At 60.7% G+C, this 17157-nt stretch carries 21 protein-coding genes and 1 tRNA gene; 12 read left to right on the forward strand and 10 right to left on the reverse strand.

Annotated elements, in window-relative coordinates:
* Window positions 1–55 precede the first annotated feature (55 nt).
* The 4 genes from FEF26_RS16075 to FEF26_RS08150 form a co-directional block, all read right to left on the reverse strand.
* The gene (locus FEF26_RS16075; protein ID WP_243730482.1) at window positions 56–202 is read right to left on the reverse strand and encodes a hypothetical protein; all 147 of its coding nucleotides are present in this window, start codon (window positions 200–202) and stop codon (window positions 56–58) included.
* 90 nt (window positions 203–292) lie between these two features.
* Complete coding sequence (locus FEF26_RS08145; RefSeq protein WP_279536480.1) at window positions 293–1177, reverse strand: FAD-dependent oxidoreductase; 885 nt, start codon at window positions 1175–1177, stop codon at window positions 293–295.
* Entirely contained in the window at window positions 1174–1422 is a 249-nt protein-coding gene (locus FEF26_RS16260) for an FAD-dependent oxidoreductase (protein WP_279536481.1), read from the reverse strand. The genes FEF26_RS08145 and FEF26_RS16260 overlap by 4 nt, the downstream gene beginning before the upstream one ends.
* Before the next feature lie 67 nt (window positions 1423–1489).
* Entirely contained in the window at window positions 1490–1804 is a 315-nt protein-coding gene (locus FEF26_RS08150; protein ID WP_138253048.1) for a thioredoxin family protein, read from the reverse strand.
* Window positions 1805–1858: 54 nt separating this feature from the next.
* On the opposite strand from FEF26_RS08150, the gene FEF26_RS08155 reads away from it, so the two are divergent.
* The 4 genes from FEF26_RS08155 to FEF26_RS08170 all read left to right on the forward strand — a co-directional run bounded on the left by FEF26_RS08155 (window position 1859) and on the right by FEF26_RS08170 (window position 5486).
* Window positions 1859–2341 (forward strand): heavy metal-responsive transcriptional regulator, encoded by a 483-nt coding sequence (locus tag FEF26_RS08155; protein ID WP_138253049.1) that lies wholly within the window; start codon window positions 1859–1861, stop codon window positions 2339–2341.
* A 165-nt stretch (window positions 2342–2506) separates the two neighbouring features.
* The gene (locus FEF26_RS08160) at window positions 2507–3133 is read left to right on the forward strand and encodes a recombinase family protein (RefSeq protein ID WP_138253050.1); all 627 of its coding nucleotides are present in this window, start codon (window positions 2507–2509) and stop codon (window positions 3131–3133) included.
* An 18-nt stretch (window positions 3134–3151) separates the two neighbouring features.
* Window positions 3152–4594 carry a Mu transposase C-terminal domain-containing protein gene (locus FEF26_RS08165; RefSeq protein ID WP_243730483.1) on the forward strand — a complete coding sequence of 481 codons (1443 nt, stop codon included), beginning with the start codon at window positions 3152–3154 and terminating at the stop codon, window positions 4592–4594.
* The gene (locus FEF26_RS08170) at window positions 4581–5486 is read left to right on the forward strand and encodes an AAA family ATPase (protein WP_138253052.1); all 906 of its coding nucleotides are present in this window, start codon (window positions 4581–4583) and stop codon (window positions 5484–5486) included. Before FEF26_RS08165 ends, FEF26_RS08170 begins: the two co-directional genes overlap by 14 nt.
* On the opposite strand, the gene FEF26_RS08175 is transcribed toward FEF26_RS08170, so the two are convergent.
* Window positions 5483–6781, reverse strand: a complete 1299-nt coding sequence (locus tag FEF26_RS08175) for a CapA family protein (RefSeq protein ID WP_138253053.1) — start codon at window positions 6779–6781, stop codon at window positions 5483–5485. The genes FEF26_RS08170 and FEF26_RS08175 overlap by 4 nt on opposite strands.
* Window positions 6778–8187, reverse strand: a complete 1410-nt coding sequence (locus FEF26_RS08180) for a phosphomannomutase/phosphoglucomutase (RefSeq protein ID WP_138253054.1) — start codon at window positions 8185–8187, stop codon at window positions 6778–6780. The genes FEF26_RS08175 and FEF26_RS08180 overlap by 4 nt, the downstream gene beginning before the upstream one ends.
* Before the next feature lie 92 nt (window positions 8188–8279).
* Here FEF26_RS08180 and FEF26_RS08185 point away from each other — a divergent pair, with 92 nt between their 5' ends.
* The 3 genes from FEF26_RS08185 to FEF26_RS08190 are packed head-to-tail and all read left to right on the forward strand — an operon-like array spanning window position 8280 to window position 9607.
* Window positions 8280–9125 carry a hypothetical protein gene (locus FEF26_RS08185; RefSeq protein WP_138253055.1) on the forward strand — a complete coding sequence of 282 codons (846 nt, stop codon included), beginning with the start codon at window positions 8280–8282 and terminating at the stop codon, window positions 9123–9125.
* Window positions 9125–9262, forward strand: coding sequence for a hypothetical protein (locus tag FEF26_RS15720; protein ID WP_166432969.1), 138 nt, complete (start codon window positions 9125–9127; stop codon window positions 9260–9262). The genes FEF26_RS08185 and FEF26_RS15720 overlap by 1 nt, the downstream gene beginning before the upstream one ends.
* A 27-nt stretch (window positions 9263–9289) precedes the next feature.
* On the forward strand, window positions 9290–9607 hold the full coding sequence (locus tag FEF26_RS08190) for an NUDIX domain-containing protein (RefSeq protein WP_138253056.1): 318 nt from the start codon (window positions 9290–9292) through the stop codon (window positions 9605–9607).
* A 62-nt stretch (window positions 9608–9669) separates the two neighbouring features.
* On the opposite strand, the gene FEF26_RS08195 is transcribed toward FEF26_RS08190, so the two are convergent.
* The gene (locus FEF26_RS08195) at window positions 9670–9951 is read right to left on the reverse strand and encodes a helix-turn-helix transcriptional regulator (protein ID WP_138253057.1); all 282 of its coding nucleotides are present in this window, start codon (window positions 9949–9951) and stop codon (window positions 9670–9672) included.
* Between the two features lie 123 nt (window positions 9952–10074).
* Here FEF26_RS08195 and FEF26_RS08200 point away from each other — a divergent pair, with 123 nt between their 5' ends.
* The 3 genes from FEF26_RS08200 (at window position 10075) to FEF26_RS08210 (ending at window position 11822) form a co-directional block, all read left to right on the forward strand.
* Window positions 10075–11007: a sodium-dependent bicarbonate transport family permease gene (locus FEF26_RS08200; RefSeq protein ID WP_138253058.1), complete on the forward strand. Its 933-nt coding sequence runs from the start codon at window positions 10075–10077 to the stop codon at window positions 11005–11007.
* 14 nt (window positions 11008–11021) lie between these two features.
* Window positions 11022–11324 carry a P-II family nitrogen regulator gene (locus FEF26_RS08205; protein WP_138253059.1) on the forward strand — a complete coding sequence of 101 codons (303 nt, stop codon included), beginning with the start codon at window positions 11022–11024 and terminating at the stop codon, window positions 11322–11324.
* A gap of 120 nt (window positions 11325–11444) precedes the next feature.
* The gene (locus tag FEF26_RS08210) at window positions 11445–11822 is read left to right on the forward strand and encodes a nuclear transport factor 2 family protein (RefSeq protein WP_138253060.1); all 378 of its coding nucleotides are present in this window, start codon (window positions 11445–11447) and stop codon (window positions 11820–11822) included.
* 16 nt (window positions 11823–11838) lie between these two features.
* Here FEF26_RS08210 and FEF26_RS08215 read toward each other — a convergent pair.
* Window positions 11839–11924, reverse strand: a tRNA-Ser gene (locus FEF26_RS08215).
* Between the two features lie 88 nt (window positions 11925–12012).
* On the opposite strand from FEF26_RS08215, the gene FEF26_RS08220 reads away from it, so the two are divergent.
* The gene (locus tag FEF26_RS08220) at window positions 12013–12438 is read left to right on the forward strand and encodes a hypothetical protein (RefSeq protein ID WP_138253061.1); all 426 of its coding nucleotides are present in this window, start codon (window positions 12013–12015) and stop codon (window positions 12436–12438) included.
* 235 nt (window positions 12439–12673) lie between these two features.
* On the opposite strand, the gene FEF26_RS08225 is transcribed toward FEF26_RS08220, so the two are convergent.
* Together FEF26_RS08225 and FEF26_RS08230 are read right to left on the reverse strand one after the other, a co-directional pair.
* Window positions 12674–14074, reverse strand: coding sequence for a hypothetical protein (locus FEF26_RS08225; protein ID WP_138253062.1), 1401 nt, complete (start codon window positions 14072–14074; stop codon window positions 12674–12676).
* Between the two features lie 694 nt (window positions 14075–14768).
* Window positions 14769–15263, reverse strand: a complete 495-nt coding sequence (locus FEF26_RS08230) for a Clp protease/crotonase-like domain-containing protein (RefSeq protein WP_138253063.1) — start codon at window positions 15261–15263, stop codon at window positions 14769–14771.
* Between the two features lie 780 nt (window positions 15264–16043).
* Between FEF26_RS08230 and FEF26_RS08235 the strand changes: the two genes are divergently transcribed.
* Window positions 16044–17157, forward strand: a 1114-nt coding sequence (locus FEF26_RS08235; protein WP_341805144.1) for a type IIL restriction-modification enzyme MmeI, incomplete at its 3' end; no start/stop codon positions are given.

Raw genomic sequence — 17157 nt, forward strand, 5'->3', positions numbered from 1 at the left:
CTCCAGGGGCTCCCACCGAGCCGGCCCGCATCGTGGGGTTTGTCTTGATCTCTGGTTAGAGCATCGATCCCAGGTCAGACCCGATGGAAGGATATATCGCCGGCGAGGATTTTACCTCCCGCGCCGTCAGCTCGTACTTCATGGCCAGGCTGATTGTGTTCACCAACTCTGCATAACCATGTCCGAACAGATGCGCCCCCACGATGAGATCACTCGAGCGGTCGACAAGAATCTTGACTGCCCCGGCTGTTTCGCCGACCCGATACTGGGAAAACCACCGACTGGTGTCGGTCTACCTGACATCGATATCCATACCGCGCGACCGGGCTTCATCCTCCAACGCCCCTACCCTGGCAAGCTCCGGGATCGTGAAGACCGCCGTCGGAGTCGCCCCGTAGTCAGGCACAGCATCCCCTGACTTCAAGATGTTTGATGCTGCGACTTTTGCCTCCATCACAGCTACCGGGGTAAGCGGCATCCCCTGGGTGTCAGCAGCATCACCGGCGGCATACACGGCTGAGTTCGTGATCGACTGCAGATCAGCTGTCACGTCGATGCCTCGTGGGCCATACGCCACGCCGCCGGCCTCAAGATCAAGCCGGGACAGATCAGGGACACGTCCTGCTCCATGAACGACAAGGTCCACTTCGATCATCGTTGCGACGCCCTGCTGCTCGAGATGCACCTGATACCCGGCGGGTACTGCTTCCATGCCGGTGATGCTGGTGCCCGATTGCACGTCGACACCAGCCTGGGTGCCGCGTTGGATCAGCAGGTCCACCAGATCGGGGTCAAAACTCTTCAGCGGCCGCGAGCCACGGTCGATGATGATGGGGCGGGACCCGGCTCGTGCCGCGATGTGAGCGAATTCGAAGGACACGAACCCGCCTCCGACAAAGAGGACCCGAGGAGGAAGATCCTCGAGATTCAAGAACGCTGTGCTGTCGATCACGTGCTCGTGACTATGGAAATCAAGCGGGGCAGGTGTGGCGCCGGTCGCGATCAGGATCTTTGGTGCGTGATAGCCCACACCGGAGACCTCAACTTCGGTCGGGCCGGTGAACACTGCGGTGCCGTGGAGTGTCTGCACCCCGTGCGCCTTGAGATCGTCTTCCATGCTGGTGGGCACACCATCGGTGAAGCCGTGCTTGTGCTTCATCAGCTGCGCCCAGTTCACCGATAAATAAGTCCCCCCTCATCGATGCCTTTATCCCCCATCAGATGTGCCGCATCCAGGATCTCAGCTCCCCGGCGCAGAATTTTCTTCGGGTCACACCCCCGCAGGGCGCAGGTGCCACCATAGGGAAGCGAGTCCACGATGGCCACACGCCAACCCTGGGATGCGCACTTGGTCGCTGCCGCTATCCCAGCCATGCCGGCCCCAATGACTATCAGTCCGTATTTCTCGGTCTTTTCCGTCATATCTGCACCTTGTCTGAAGCGCTGCGACCATCACGCTGAGGGATTGATGTTCCTGGACGCTCTGTTTCTATCTCGGCGTGGAGTCAGCGGCTGCTGCTGCGGAGCGCAGCTGCTTCATGGTAGGGGCGCCAGCGATTCCCTCAGGAGTCATATACCTGCGACACGACAAGCCCACCGCCGAAGAGGTCTCCGAGAACCTGTCGAAACCATCGATCAGGACACTGGGGGAACCATGAAAACCCAGCCGCTGAGCCTGGGCGTCACTCTCTACCAGCTGTGTGCTCAGACTGATGTCGGAGCGCTCAGCACACAGCGCCTGGAGCCGCTCATGGGCAATCTTCCAATTGGGGCATCCCTCGAAGTACTGCAGCACGATTTCCATGGCCTGATCATAAACCTTGTAGCCGGGTACAAGGTCAAGTCATATGATTGGAAGGTGCTTATCGGAGAACTCAGCGCTGTCACCGGCATTGGCCGTCAGGCGATTCGCTTTTATGAACGCCAGGGCCTGCTGTCGAACCCGGAACGAACGGGCGGCGGCTACCGTCGCTATGACGATCAGGCCGTCACTCGACTGCGGTTCATCCGCGCCGCCCAGGCCGCGGGCCTGACCCTGCAGGAGATCCTGGGCACGATTCAACTTCGCGAGACCGGCCAGATTCCTTGCGCACACGTCGCGGGTCTCGTCGAGCAGAAGCTCGCCGATGTTCGAGCCCGCCAGGTTGAACTCGAGGTGCTGGCCGCTGATCTCGAGCAGACCCTTCTTGCAAGCCAGAACCTCGACCCGGCCAATTGCGGCAACGATGAGGTGTGTCACATCGTGACAACTCCCGAACACAACCGGGCCAGCACCCATAGTTCTGAACACCATCCCGGGCCTCGTGCAGTGGGGATGGAACATCGTGGGCCCCTTAACTGACGATTGACTGAGCCCAAAGTGGTCGTCCCAGTTCCTTGGTTGTGGGACGGACCTCACGAGCAGGCCTCCGGATCCACAGCTATCGGCGCGTCGGCATCCCAGAAGTTATCCCACAATCAGATTCCATCTATTCCGTACGATTCCGACTACTGGTACTCTCAGGCCATGGAATTGGGGTACGCACGAGTCTCGACGGCCAAACAGGATCTAGATCGACAGATCGATGCCCTACGCGAGGTCGGTATCACAGCCGACCGGATCTACGTAGACAAGAAATCAGGTGCCACCGTCAACCGGCCCGGACTCGGCGCGGCGCTGGACTATGCCCGCGACGGTGACGTGATCGTGGTCCACACCCTCGACCGGCTCGGACGCACCGTGCGTGACACCCTGAACCTCATTCACGACCTCGCCGAACGAGGAGTGGGAGTCCGCAACTTGGCAGACCCGATCAAGGTCGATTCATCGAACCCCAACGATCCGATGGCGCAACTGGCAGTGGTGCTGCTGGCACTGTTCGGACAGATGGAACGCACCTACACCCTCGAACGTGCCGCCCATGCCCGAGCAGTGGCCACAGCGAAAGGTCGCCGCGTGGGCCGACCCTCGGTGGTGGACCCGGACAAGCTGGCCTACGCAGCACACTTGCGCGAAACCGGGCATACCATCGCTGAGATCGTGACCAAGTCAGGGATTGCCCGGACCAGTCTGTATCGACACCTTCCACCCCGGCCTGCTGAATCGGTGACCGCCGGAGTAAACACCGAAGCCGACGCCGACTCAGAGATCTGATACCGGCCGGTGATAGCGATGGCGCAGTTCACCCCAGAGAAGAAGATCACTCTGCTGCGCCAGCACGACGAAGGAGTCCCCTGGACGCGCATCGCCGAGGAATCAGGGGTGGCGCTGCGAACACTGACCCGCTGGTCCGCGAAATACCGCGCTGACCCGACCTCGCGTGGCCTGACGCGCCCGGTTCGTAGTGACCGTGGGAAACGACGAATCTCGGCTGAGCTCGTTGAACTGATCGAAGCATTGGCCCTTCGGTGGCCTGAACCCACAGCCGCGTTCATCCATCGCCGGGTCAGCGACATCGCCGATGACCGAGGCCTAACCGCACCGAGCTACTCCAGCGTCCGAGCGATCATCGACGCTATCGATCCTGGTCTACGGACCCTGGCTCAACACGGTGACGCTGCATACCGGGATCGGTTTGAATTGGTGCTGCGCCGCAGCGCCGCACGTCCGAATGAGCAGTGGCAGGCCGATCACACGCTTCTCGACGTTGCGATCCTGGATAAGACCGGCGCCCCGGTGCGCCCCTGGTTAACAGTGTTACTGGATGACTACTCGCGTGCGGTCGCCGGGTACACCCTCTTCCTGGGTGCCCCGACGGCGGAGCAGACAGCACTTGCACTGCACCAGGCCATCAACCCCAAGACAGATCCATCCTGGCCCGTATGTGGTCTGCCCGATCTGATCTACTCAGACCACGGGTCGGACTTCACCTCCGCCCGGCTTGAGCGAGTCTGCCTAGACACCAAAGTCCAGCTCATCCACTCCCGGGTCGGTATTCCACAAGGCCGGGGAAAGATCGAACGGTTCTACGGGTCAGTCACCTCCCAGCTGCTGCCGCATCTGCCCGGGCACATACCCCACGGGACCAACGGAACCCCAGCCACTGACCCGACACTGACGCTCGAACAGCTCGACGCGATCATGGAGAAGTTCATCGTCACCGAGTACAACCAGCGCACCCACTCCGAAACCGATGAAGCCCCTGCCCACCGATGGGGCGCCTCCGGTTTCATCCCACGTGCCCCCGCCCGGCCTGAGGAGCTTGACCTTCTGCTGCTGACCGCAGCCGCCACACGGAAGGTTCAGCGCGACGGGATCCAGTTCGCCTCCACCCGGTACGTCTCCACGGTCCTAGCCGCCTACGTCGGTGAACAGGTGACAGTGCGGTTCAATCCCCGCGACGTCGGCGAGATCCGGGTCTACTTCCACGACGAGTTCCTCTGCCGCGCGATCGCTCCCCACCTCGCGGCAGAGTCCGTCTCCCTCCAGGAGCTCCAGGCCGCCCGGACTCAACGCCGACGCGACCTGAAACGACAGCTGCGACAACGACGCAGCCTTGCCGACGCGCTGCCGCTCGACTCGCGGTACACCCCTCCTGCGCCTGCCGAGGTAGAACCGCCCACCATCGAGGATTCACCACCACGACACCGATTGCGTCTCTATGCCACCGAATAACCCTGGACATTCCATCCTCAACAAAGGCGAAGACGGGCGCCGGTTCCTGACCCAAGACTTCGGAGAGGTCAACTCCAGCGCCCCACCGAGACCCGACCTGCCACCTTTTCAAACCACCCGGGAACATCGTCGCTTCACCGAGTTCGCGGCCCCCGTCAGGGCCCACCGCTACATCGGGCTCTGCTGGGGCCCGCCTGGGGTGGGCAAGACCCTTTCTGCGCGTCATTACGGCGGTATCGATGAGTGGGAGCAGTGGCACTCTCTCTTCACTGAAGATCTCGGCCCGGTGCCGCCGCGAGTGCTCGAGGCCCGCACCGCGTTCTTCACCCCCACCGTGGCTGCGACCACTAAGCAGATCGACCAGGGACTGCCGCGGGTCTGCCAGAAGATCTCGTTCGCTGTGGACTTCGCCGAGCACGGTGTGGTGGACCCCTACGTCCATACCGAGTCACGCTCCAGCGGACGCACTGAGCTGCTCATCATTGATGAAGCTGATCGTCTCAAGACCACAGGCCTGGAACAGGTTCGTGATTTCTACGATCATCACCACATGGGGGTGATCCTCATCGGTATGCCCGGGATCGAGAAGCGCCTCGCTCGATATCCGCAGCTCTATAGTCGGATTGGTTTCGCCCACGAGTATCGTCAGCTGACTGCGGATGAACTCACCGCGGTACTGACCACGCGCCTACCAGCAGCTGAGGGTGCCGCCGACGGTGGTGTCGCCCACGCGACAGCTGTCGCTACCATCGTGCGGATCACAGGTGGCAACTTTCGTCTCGTGGATCGATTACTCACCCAGATCGAACGTGTGCAGACAGTCAATGGGCTCGACGAGTTGACCCCCGAAGTAGTGGAAGCCGCAAGGGACGCCCTCCTCATCGGTCACTAAGGACGCCGATTACCGCTGCCGAAAAACCGCCACTTATCGTTGCGACTCACACCGTTGGTGAGGAACCGCTTGCCGTGAAGAGTTATCACGGATGTTGAATCCGCGAGCCAGTGGACCTTGGCCCCTTTCGCCTCCGCTCCCAGCGGCAAGATCATGGGGCCCGGTGGCCTATTGATCCTGGTGGCCGCATCTTCAAGCTCCGCGCTGGGAGTCAGCCGGGGGGACTCATTCGGGTCACCTGTCGGAGTGAGATTTTCGAGGCGGGAAGGGCGCTGATCAGTTGGCCACGCTCCCAGATCAAGTGCCAGGTGGTGGCCTAGCCCGTCCGAGCCTGTTGTCATCGCGGGGTTGCGGAACCGCCAGGGACGCAGCGGCCGTTCAGCCAGCGCGCTGACGATCGTCTCAAAATCCTCCGCAGAGACTGCCCGAGTGCCTGTAGCCTCGCCCGAGTCTTCGACGGGGTAGAGCTTCAGAGTGACGCGCCGAGAACCGTCAACCCCGTGGATTTCCAACATGGCCCAAAGGGCGAACGGCGGTGGCTCCTCAACCCCGGTCGGGGAGTGTCCTGGTTGGTTCTGAGCGGTTGAGGGAGACTCTCCCAGCCCATAAACAACCCACCGCTCCCGTTTGCGATGCACCTCTTGGAGTCGTTGGGTGCCTGTGCCCAGAACGAGGTCGAAATCCTTATTGAGCATCTGATGGACCAGCGCGTACTGGGTGGTGTTCCGCCAGGCTGACTTCTTCCGCCAGGACGGCATAGCAAGGTGAAAGGCATCGAGACGCTCGTTCTCCAATCGCGGCCGGGGAACTTCCTGGGTGCTCAGAGGCGCAAGACCTGCGCGGTCATCCTCAGCCATAGTCGCAAGATTATTTGATGAGCCTTCTGGACGGATATGGGAGGCGTGGAAGTTCAGTTGCCCGCCGCCCGCTGCCGCGGGGATCTCCACGGAGAGTGGGTTCTTCGCCTCATGGAGGTTGCGGCCCACGCCAAAGGGGATGAGGCCTTGGTCGTGCAGCGAATCCAGCGCGGTTTCTACACCCGCAGAGGTGAGATTTGAGAGATTCTCCGGCGCCAGGTGAACTGCGTCTATGCCTATCTCTGGCATTCCAACCACGCCGTTTCGGACCTCAGCCAATCTCTCGGGTCGGATCGTTGCGATCACCTGATCAGCACTCTCTGTGAAGGCTGCTAGAGCTGAGGAATGCGCATTGGCTCCAGCTGATAGGTCTTCTAGTGGAAAACCTAGAATGAGCACCCGGTAACTTGGTGACATCGACGCGTTCATGGTGCTCATTGTTGAATCATGCTCAGCACCTGGTCGCGGATCGTGGTCATCTGCTGGTGGGTGTGCGCCTCACCGTTGAACCGCAGGAACGGCTCGGTGTTTGATGGGCGGAGGTTGAACCACCAGGTGCCGTCGGTGGAGTTGATGGTCACCCCGTCTTTGCGGGTGATGACGACGCCGTCACCGGAGAAGTTGCCCACGACGCGCTCCATTGCGCCGGTTTTGTCCTCTACCTCCGAGTTGATCTCCCCGGAGGCGGCGTAGGGGTTGTATTCGGCAGCGAGTTCGTTGAGCCCCAGATCTTGTTCCCCGAGTGCTGCGAGGACGTGCATGGCTGCCAGCATCCCGGTGTCGGCGTTGAAGAAGTCCCTGAAGTAGTAGTGCGCGGAGTGCTCACCGCCGAAGACTGCGGATTCCTCGGCCATGACCGCTTTGATGTAGGAGTGTCCCACGCGGGTTTCGACAGCCCGGCCGCCGTGGCGTTCCACCAGTTCCGGGACGGCCTTTGAGGTGATCAGATTGTGGATGATCACGGGCCGTTCTTCCCCGTTGGCTTGGGCGCGGGCGATCTCCCGGCGGGCCACCAGTGCGGTCACTGCCGACGGCGAGACAGGTTCACCCTTCTCATCGATCACAAAGCAGCGGTCGGCGTCGCCGTCGAAGGCGAGGCCAATGTCAGCCTCATGGTCCAGAACTGCACGTTGAAGATCACGCAGGTTCTCTGGTTCCAGTGGATTGGCAGGGTGGTTCGGGAAGCTGCCGTCGAGCTCAAAGTAGAGCGGAATGATCTCCAGGGGAAGGTCACCGAGCCTTTCGCCTCCAAGTACCGCCGGTGTGGTCATTCCGGCCATACCGTTTCCGGCGTCCACGACCACCTTGAGGTGGCGGCCCTGGGACAGGTTCACCTGGGTGCGCAGATACGCGGCGTAGTCGGTGAGGAGATCTGCGGTGTTCACTGTGCCGGCGGCGTCGTGCTGGGGGATTGTTCCGGAGTCCAGGTAGGTTTGGGCAGCTTGGCGGATGTCTTCCAAACCGGTTTCTGCGCTGAGCGGCACGGCCCCGGCCTTCGACATTTTCATCCCGTTGTAGCCGGCCGGGTTGTGGCTGGCGGTGAACACCACTCCGGGTGCATTCGCGGTTCCGGAGGCGTAGTAGAGCATGTCGGTGGAGATCAGCCCGAGGTCTGTGACGTTGGCCCCGCGCCAGGTGGCTCCCTCGGCGAAGCTTTGGGCGAACTGCGCTGATGAGGGCCGCATGTCTCCGCCTACCAGCACCTGTTGACCGGCGAGTTCCAGGACGTCGACGAAGGCGGCGCCGACCGCGCGCACGGATTCGGGGGTGATGGTTTCCCCGACGATTCCGCGGACATCGTAGGCTTTGAAGGAGTCAGAGAGCTCAATAGTCACGAGCCTCATCCTACGGGCGGAACCTCAAGATGCCGCTCAGCAGCGCACTGCGCAGGGGAGGGGTCTGACCAGGTCCTCCCGTATTGCGTACACTGGTTTATATGGAGATCCTTCTGCTCTTAGTCCTTGGGCTGGTGCTCTTCCTTTTCGTGCGGACCATGATGCAGCGCCAGGCGCAGAAGATGAACGACCGCATGCAACAGGAGATCACCCCTGAGACGGCTCGCCAGGCCGCATTGGCATTGAACGACGACCAGCACAAAGCTGTGTATCAGGCGATTGCCGCCGAGGATGCTAAGCGCGCCATGATGGTCTTCAAGCAGGCGACCGGCGCATCGGTCCAAGACTGTTTGGTGGCGGTGCAGGCCCTGTTCCGTTTTCCGCAGCCGAACCCTTCGGAGATCCGTTTCCAGGAGGGTTTCAACCTCAACCATGAGGATTCCTCCAGTGAGGACGTCAGCGAGGAGTACCTCGAGGACGCTATTGACGATGTCAGGGACGACGCCGATTCCGCACCCGGCTCTGATGAGGGACCTTTGGCTGAGGCTGACCCCAACACTGGTGAGATTGTGGGGGAGAACGCCTCCAATGTGCCCAATATCCCCAATGGCCAAAAGCCCACAACGGGTGAGGGCGATGATGATGAGATTGATGCCCGAGCACGGGAGCTGATGGAGGCGTCCGGTTTCGATCCGGACCAGGAGCTGACCATCCCTGAGGAGTGGGCCTCTGAGGATGAGCAGGCCGGCTTCCACCTTGAGGTGCAGCGTGGAGATGAGAAGATCACGCTGTCTCATGACGACCTTGAGCCGTGGGTGCATGATCAGCTCTATGCGCTGCTGCGGGATGACCACGTGGACCAGGCCGCAGACCTTCTCGCCGCGAATTCTCCTCTGACCACGGAAGAGGCCCACCGCTTCCTGGTGGTCTTCAAGAACCAGGGCTGATGACGACTCTCCAGCTCACGGCCGTGCTCCTGATTGGGTTGACCGTCATGCTCGTGGTGTTCCTGGGGTCCATCATGGTCAGCAACCGTAAGAACGCCGAGCGGAAAGCTCAGGGCCAAGACCCCCACCAGGAGTAACTGCGGGTCGGAGGGCAGAACGGATGACTGAGCCAGTGCGGCGTTCGTGAGACGCGTGAAGAGCTGGGTGTTGTCGTCAATGAGGAAGACCTTGTTCCGCTGACGGTCATGCATCGCACCGGCGCGAACGGTCAGGCTATCGACGAGCGGGTGGACTTCTTCTTCGCGGTCCAGCACTGGGTGGGAGAGCCAAAGATCCAGGAGACCGACAAAGCCGAGGAACTGCGTTGGGCGGAGCCAACTGCCCTGCCATCTCCCATCGTCCCGCACGAACGTTTCGTCTTGGAACGCTGGGCGCAGGCCACACTACCCGCCGTCACGACGTTCGGCTTCGATCTGTACTAGCCCTGAGGTTCTTTGCCTCAGGTTTTCGTCCTTACCTGGAGTAGGTGCTGGCTCTCACGCGCCTATTCGTTGTCGTCCTTCAGGGCGGTCAGTAGTTCTCCGACTCGGTGATGGCGCTCCAAAGGGTGACGCAGAGGTAGTTCCGGATTGACCCGGTACCGGTTGCGGCGGCCGTCCCTTTCCCGGTCCAGATAGCCGGCATCAATGAGCTCAGCCAGGATCCGCTGAGCCGCACGTTCGGTGATGCCCACCTCTTGGGCGATTTCTCTGACTCGTAGCCCTGGATCCCGGGCCACGCATATCAGTACATGAGCGTGATTGGTGAGGAACGTCCAGTCGGGCATGCTTCACCCTAGCGCATATACGACATGAAATACATGACAAGCAATTCGTGTAGTCTATGTCTCTGGTTGGGGTTTTCTGCCGAAACCCCGTGGTGTTGGATGTTCCTGGAAGGACTCACCGGCGTGCTTGATCCCGTCATCCTCTTCTTTGTGCTGGGCATTTCTGCTGGTCTGTTGCGCTCCGAGCTGCGCCTACCAACTGCGGTCTACGAGCTCGTGACTATCGTGCTGTTGCTGGCAATTGGGCTCAAGGGCGGCGTCGAACTGGCGAAGCAACCGCTGGGTCAGCTGCTGCCACAGATGGTGGGCGTCGTCGTGCTGGGATTTTTTCTCACGCTCATTGCTTTCCCCATCCTGCGGAAGCTGGGGCGTTTGCAGCGTGCCGATGCGGCGTCAATCGCTGCCCACTATGGGTCGGTGAGTGTGGGTACCTATGCGGTGGCGGTGGCTTATCTGGGCAGTCGGCAGGTCTCCTTTGAGGAGCACATGCCGCTGTTGCTGGTGCTCATGGAGGTACCGGCGATCCTGGTGGGAATTATTCTGGCTAGGGGTGTGACCCGCTCGACGAACTGGGGTTCTGTGATGCACGAGGTGTTCCTCGGTAAGGGCATCGTGCTTCTGATCGGTGGCCTGCTCATCGGCTGGGCGGCCGGCCCGGAGGGTGTGACTCCACTGGAGCCACTCTTCGTGGACTTATTCAAAGGGGTGCTGGCGTTATTCCTGCTGGAGATGGGCCTTATTACCGCCACGCAGCTGACGGGCCTTCGGCGCTATGGCCTGTTCTTGGTGGGCTTCGGTGTGGCCATGCCACTGTTCTCTGCTGTCGTGGGGACCGGTGCGGCCTATCTGCTGGGGCTCTCTCTTGGAGGAACCGTGGTTCTGGCAACTTTGGCGGCCAGTGCCTCCTACATCGCTGTGCCGGCGGCTATGCGGATTTCGGTTCCTGAGGCCAATCCCACACTGTCATTGGCGGCTGCGCTTGGCATCACTTTCCCGTTCAATGTCCTTATCGGTATACCCGTCTATCACGTCATGGCCACCCTGGTGCATGGTTAGCAAGGAGCGATCCCATGAACTCACATAAGCGAAAACTACTGACTATCGTCACTGAGGCGGCCTTGGAGAGCACTTTGGTCCGCGAGATTGAGAGCCTCGGTGCGCACGGCTACACCATTACTGACGCGCGGGGGAAGGGTGAGCACGGCGTGCGCAACGCCGGCTGGGAAGCCAGTGCGAACATCAGGGTGGAGGTCGTGTGCGACGCTGAGACTGCCGCTGCGCTGGCCGCGCACCTACGTGAGCACTACTCACGGAATTACGCGATGATCCCCTACCTCAGCGACGTGGAGGTCCTCCGCCCGGAGAAATTCTGACCTGCGGCATATGTGCTGGGGCACTATGGGCGGTGGGTGCGGGATTCCAACAACTAGGTCATCGTCAGATCTCGGCCGTGTCGATTTTCAACAGTGTCAATCTCGAGAGGGAGAACCGAAATGGTGAGTGCAGCGGAATTGGTAGATCTTGAACACCAGGGTTGGAAGGCCCTGTGTGACTCTACGGGTGCAGATTTCTACGGTGAGATGATGACTGACGACGCGGTCATGACGCTGGCTCATGGATTTGTCTTGGACAGACAGCAGGTCATTGATTCCCTCAACGAGGCTCCGCCGTGGAATACGTACGAGATATCTCAGGAACGGCTGATCTCGGCAGGCGACACGGCTGCAGTGCTGGTGTACCGAGGTGCTGCTTGGCGGGGCGAAAGCGCAGATCCTGAGTTCCAGGCATGGATGACAAGCGTTTACGTGAAGAAGCAGAGCCGCTGGAGGTTAGCCTCATACCAGCAGACCCCGATCCCACCTGGATCGTAGCTCGAACTTCACGCGGCGGTGCGGGTGGGATTCGAACCCACGGTAGGGGTTGCCTACAACGGTTTTCAAGACCGTCACCTTCGGCCGCTCGGTCACCGCACCTGGACTATGTCCGGCAGATTACTATACGCCAAAGATGTCATTGCCCTCGAACCGGCCACAGGGAGCGGCACGTAGACTAGTCGGCACTATGAAGCTGTTCAAAGGGCGTCGCCGAGCCAATAAGATTGACCAGGAGCTCGGCAAGGGGCTGTGGCGTCAGGCCCACGACCGGTTCGTCCGCGGATTGGACCGCTACCACCAGATCCTTGACGGCGTGGAGGACGACGCCGTCCACAACGAGTTGGTAGTCATAGGGGACCAGCTCGCCGATCAGCTTCCCCGAGTATACGAGCTCTGCCGCCGCGGGCAGCAGGACTTCCCGGCCACTGAAATGCAGGTCCCGCCGGGGGCGCACGCACTGCACGGCGGGTTGTCCCGTGCGGCCAACCACTTGGCCACCACCGCCGAAGCTGAGGCGATGGTGCGGTTGAGCAACGGTGAGTTGGCCTCGGTGCATCACCGGGCGCGGCAAGTGCTGGACTGCCTCAATGAGGCGGAGTCCACCTTCAGCTAAGACCTGTCGGAAGACCCAATCTGCAGGTGGCCAGGTGGTGTGCATGATGCCGGTGGCCACATCCACGCGGATCCATGATTCAGCCGTAGTAGATGTCTTCATCCTCCAACGTGGTCTGAGGGGAGGACATGCTCTCTGCCGCACACAGGAGGACCGGCAGCGGATGGGGTCCATCCGCCACCGGCCCTGCCTCCTATATGTTGTGTGTGTACGTGGACCTTGCGCTGTTACTGACTCAGTTCTGGACGAGTGCTTCGTTCAGTGAATCGATGGCACCTGCCAGGCTCTGAACATGCATGCTCAGGCCCTCCTCGATGTCCTCGGCGGGAAGCTCCCCGTCGGAGATGTCCTCGAAGAATTCACCGGCGTCGTACCGGTAGTTGTCGAGGTCCATCAGTGCTGATTCGGCGGCGGCGTCATCGCCTTCGGCCACGGCCCCGGCGTAGTCCACAAAGTAACCGATGTGGTCCCGCCACAGCTCCAGGAAGGGCTCGCGCTGCTCGTCACCGGCGAGCTCGCCGATAGCGTCGGCCAGTTCCACGGCGTTGTCATCGACGACGCCAGCTGCCGCCTCGAAGGACTCTGACTCGAGTCCATCATCGTCGGTATAGCCGACGAACACTGCTATGCCGGCCAGGTAGACGTGCTCGTTGAGGTTCGCGGTCAGCGCGCTGCGCAGCTCGGCGGCGTCGTCGTTGGGATCGCCTTCAAGGTCTGCTGCTTCGCTGAGACCCTCAGCCATGGTGGCGGAGCCCATCACCATGTGGTCGGCGGCTGCCTTCAGGTTGGCGAACGCTTCGGGGTCACCGGCGGCCAGTGAGTCTACCGCGGCTGCAAGAGTCTCAATATGCCCATTGATGGACTCGGTGACGGCGTCTGAGTCCAGTTCCCCGTCGGTGATCCGGTCGAAGAAGTCGCCGACGCCGTCGGCGTATTCGGTCAGGTCAGCCACGGCCTGGTCCATGCCTTCTTGGTCACCGGCTTCTGCGGCGACGGCGTAGTCGACGAAGTAGTCGATGTGTTCACGCCAGTTGCGCAGGAAGGATTCCCGGGCGTCGTCGCCGGCGAGTTCGCCGACCGCATCGGCCAGGGCCACGGAGTTTTCGTCCACGGTTTCGGTGGCGAGCTCGAACTCTTCAGACTCGGGGCCTGCCTCGTACGCAGTGGCCACGGCGATTCCGGCCAGGTAGACGTGCTCCTGGAACAGGGCAGTCAGTTCACCGCGGACTTCAGCGGCCTCAGACTGGGGGTCACCCTCGATGTCGAGTGCCTCGGTGAAGCCGGTGGCGAAGGTTTCGCCGGTCATGGGCATGTGCACGGCTGCGGTGCGGGCGTCAGCGAACGGGTCGCCGGTGCTCTCTGGTTCCACGGCGCTGAGATCGCCGGACTCGGAGTCTTCGTCGTCGTCCATGGCGTCATGGTCTTCCATGTCGCCGTCCATCTCGTCGTCGTCCTCCATGTCCTCGTCCATGTCATCGGAGTCCTGCTGGTCCTCCTCCATGGTCTCGGTCTCTTCCTGCATGGTTTCTTCCGGCATGGGCTCTTCGGCGTCTGCGCCGTTGTCTCCGCAGGCAGCCAGCGCCAGTGCCAGGGTCAGTCCCGTTGCTGCGCCCATGGTGACTTTTGATGTTCGCATTGAATTTCTCCTTGTGTATCCGTTTCCAGGGTCACAAGGGGTTCGGAGCTCAGCGGCGGATGGATGGCGCAAATTTGAAATTCTTTTGGGGGAGGGTGCTGCGTGGGGGAGTGCCTAGTGCTGCATCGGGCTCATGGCGGTCATCCTGGAGGATGAGGCGGTTTTGGTCCTGGAGGCCCATCCGTCTTTGCGCTGCCGTCCATAACGTGGAGGGTATGGAGAGTTTTCTGGAAACCCTGACCACTGTCGGCCAGATCTCAGCGGTGGTGCTCGTCGCGATGGCGCTGGCGTCCCTTGCTGTCTACCATCGCAACCGCCCCCAGGCGGAGTGACGATGTGTGGGGTGGCTTTAGGTCCTGTGACATGGCGAGGAGCTCGCACCGTGAATCGTCCGAAAGGACCGTCTACCGTGGAGAGGTGGAGTGAGTTTTGCTGACATCAGCATCGGCCAGTCGTGACGCGGCTGTCTTTGAGTTCGGTGAGTAGCACTATGCAGCCACACGTCGCGGTGTAATTTCCTGACTGAATCAGAAACTCGCTATAGGTCGGCTGGAGTAGCGCGTTAGTGCTGCGCGAGATATCGGTCGTTTCCCGGGATCGCGGCTGGCTCTACACTCCGCCTGCACCAGGAAGAACGCCAGCTACCACTGCTGAGAGAGCGCCCTTACCGACGTATCCTGCGCTGCTTTGCGTTTTACGGGCTGCCACCGCCGCCGATTCGGCCACGACCGACGATTACGCCCACCGTAACAACCAACACTCCACCAACCGCCGTCAAGGACCTTCCGTACCACGTGTCGATGAAGTTCTTGTGCTTCGTGTCCTGTTCCGACTGGCCGCGAACCGATTCTCCGATGCGATCCGCGATCTGCATCTTCTGTTCAAAGGTCAATTCGGGTTCGTTAAGCATACCGATTAGGGCGGCACGCAACTCCTCGTGCGCGGCGTGAACGCGATCCGTGCTGCTGTCACTCGAAGTCAATGCCTTTCCAAACGACTCCCCGATCGTCTGCACTGAATCCGTCGCAAGCTCGCGAAAATGCGGAATCTGCTCGATGATCTTACTCTGGACGTTCTCGCTCAAATCGGGCAGCATCGACGTGAACTCCATGAACTTGTCCTTCGACAGCTCACGCCATGTCCCAATATTTAACGCCTTCTTTGCCTCGTCCTCACTATTGACGCTCACAGCTTCCCCGCCTCTTCTCCGCTCTAACTCGTGCCTTGTACGGGCGATCAACGTTCTAGATGCGCCAAAACCGCAACTGCGCGGGATAAATCCACCCTAGGATCTTGTTGCCCAAACAGAAAGGGAAAGTTGATCTTGAACCACAACGTCTGAAAAAACAACGATTCCCGGGGCGGATTGGACCTTCTCGACTTGCTACCCACGAGGATCTTCTGACTCATCAAGCGCCGCCAACCTCTCGTAGAACGCCGTAGATCACAGTCTAGGTCACAGTTTCGTCCGTCCAACGTGTCATCCGCCGACCTCTGACCTGTGACGAATTCTGACGCGCTCCAGCGTTCTCCGCGACCGCTCCGAGCTGCCTCCACTGCCGGCGCTGCTGTACCCTCGCGCGCCACTTCGTACCCGCTCCGTGCCAACGCCGCCTGCGAAGCGGGACCGTTGCGCCCTCAGCTCTCCGATTGGCCTCGGACAGCGATGTAGCGCAGGAGCCCTACGGACTATTCACCGATTCACCGAACTGTTCGGTTGAGATGACGAGTCCGCAAATAGCGGTTCTGAGCTTGTCAGCTCCCGCTCTGCGAGGATCCAACTCCTGGTCAGATCGGTGCGGTGCACATCTGCATGTCCGAGGTCGCCGGTAGTGTGGATCACGAATCACTTAACACACCTGCGGGTGAGGGAGAACCACAACCACATGAGCACGTCACCACTGGAGTCGCCGCTGCGCATCGGCCTGCCGTTGCCCCTCATCATGCCCGTTGCTGAGGAGGTGGCCCGATGAGGCTGAACCTAAAGTCCGTCGAGGAGCGCGTCCGCCCTCTCGGTGGTCGTGAGAGCTATGACCGGGAGTTCATCTTCGACCTGATGGCTGCCTATGGGCGGTCCAAGGGCAACATCACCCGGCTGCGCAACGGTTCGCTGAACGTCGCGGCCGACCGTGAAACTGAGGTCGCGCAGAAGAACGTCGTCTACTTCAAGCCGACCAGCGGCGATCTCTACGCCACCATTGATGAGCTACGCACCTCGCCGACGGTAGTCCGGTTCGCGACCCGATTTGTAATCGTCACAGATTATGTGGATCTCCTGGCGGTCGATACCAAGACCAATGAGACGCTGGCGATCCCGATCGCTGAGATCGACGAGCACTTCACGTTCTTCCTGCCATGGGCGGGCATGGAGAAGGCCCAGTATGTTGCCGAGGCTCATGCTGACGTCAAAGCTGCTGAGCGGATGGCGAAGCTCTTCGATGAGTTGCTGGCGATCAACCCGGATCTCAACGCCACCGAGACCAGCCGTCACGCCCTGAATGTCTTCTTTACTCGGTTGCTGTTCTGCTACTTCGCAGAAGACACCGGTGTTTTCAAAGAGGGTCAGTTCACCAGCGCAGTCGAGGCCTACACGCAGCTGGACGGATCAGATGTTGACCAGTTTCTGAACGACCTCTTCCTCGCCCTTGATACCGAGGACAGGGCGCAGAAGCCGAGCTACCTTGCTGACTTCGACTACGTCAATGGACGGCTCTTCGCTGCTGACCAGCGCCACACGGTGCCGAAGTTCAACAAGAAGTCCCGCGACGCTCTGGTTGAGCTCGGAAAGCTCCGCTGGGAAGAGATCAACCCGGATATCTTCGGCTCAATGTTCCAAGCTGTCGTGGCACCCGGCCAGCGCTCGGACCTCGGGCAGCACTACACCTCTGTGCCGAACATCCTGAAGACCATTGACCCACTGTTCATGGACGAGCTCAAAGAGCAGTTCAACAAGCACTTCGACAGCATCCCGAAGCTCAAGGACCTGCGCCGTCGGATCAGCGAGATTAAGATCTTTGACCCGGCTTTTATGCGCAACAAGCATGTCTCACGAAACACCCAAAGGACTCTCCATAGACTCGTAT

Origin of the sequence: Nesterenkonia salmonea, from assembly GCF_005771525.1 — a bacterium.
Classification (GTDB): domain Bacteria; phylum Actinomycetota; class Actinomycetes; order Actinomycetales; family Micrococcaceae; genus Nesterenkonia; species Nesterenkonia salmonea.

Excerpts from the sequence above, each read along its gene's own strand:
- FEF26_RS08195 (WP_138253057.1), bottom strand. The coding sequence starts at position 9,951 with ATGCCCGACTGGACGTTCCTCACCAATCACGCTCATGTACTGATATGC.
- FEF26_RS08225 (WP_138253062.1), bottom strand. The coding sequence starts at position 14,074 with ATGCGAACATCAAAAGTCACCATGGGCGCAGCAACGGGACTGACCCTG.
- FEF26_RS08205 (WP_138253059.1), top strand. The coding sequence starts at position 11,022 with ATGAACTCACATAAGCGAAAACTACTGACTATCGTCACTGAGGCGGCC.
- FEF26_RS08165 (WP_243730483.1), top strand. The coding sequence starts at position 3,152 with ATGGCGCAGTTCACCCCAGAGAAGAAGATCACTCTGCTGCGCCAGCAC.
- FEF26_RS08175 (WP_138253053.1), bottom strand. The coding sequence starts at position 6,781 with ATGAGCACCATGAACGCGTCGATGTCACCAAGTTACCGGGTGCTCATT.
- FEF26_RS08160 (WP_138253050.1), top strand. The coding sequence starts at position 2,507 with ATGGAATTGGGGTACGCACGAGTCTCGACGGCCAAACAGGATCTAGAT.
- FEF26_RS08180 (WP_138253054.1), bottom strand. The coding sequence starts at position 8,187 with ATGAGGCTCGTGACTATTGAGCTCTCTGACTCCTTCAAAGCCTACGAT.
- FEF26_RS16260 (WP_279536481.1), bottom strand. The coding sequence starts at position 1,422 with ATGACGGAAAAGACCGAGAAATACGGACTGATAGTCATTGGGGCCGGC.
- FEF26_RS08210 (WP_138253060.1), top strand. The coding sequence starts at position 11,445 with ATGGTGAGTGCAGCGGAATTGGTAGATCTTGAACACCAGGGTTGGAAG.
- FEF26_RS08150 (WP_138253048.1), bottom strand. The coding sequence starts at position 1,804 with ATGGAAATCGTGCTGCAGTACTTCGAGGGATGCCCCAATTGGAAGATT.
- FEF26_RS08185 (WP_138253055.1), top strand. The coding sequence starts at position 8,280 with ATGGAGATCCTTCTGCTCTTAGTCCTTGGGCTGGTGCTCTTCCTTTTC.
- FEF26_RS15720 (WP_166432969.1), top strand. The coding sequence starts at position 9,125 with ATGACGACTCTCCAGCTCACGGCCGTGCTCCTGATTGGGTTGACCGTC.
- FEF26_RS08170 (WP_138253052.1), top strand. The coding sequence starts at position 4,581 with ATGCCACCGAATAACCCTGGACATTCCATCCTCAACAAAGGCGAAGAC.
- FEF26_RS08220 (WP_138253061.1), top strand. The coding sequence starts at position 12,013 with ATGAAGCTGTTCAAAGGGCGTCGCCGAGCCAATAAGATTGACCAGGAG.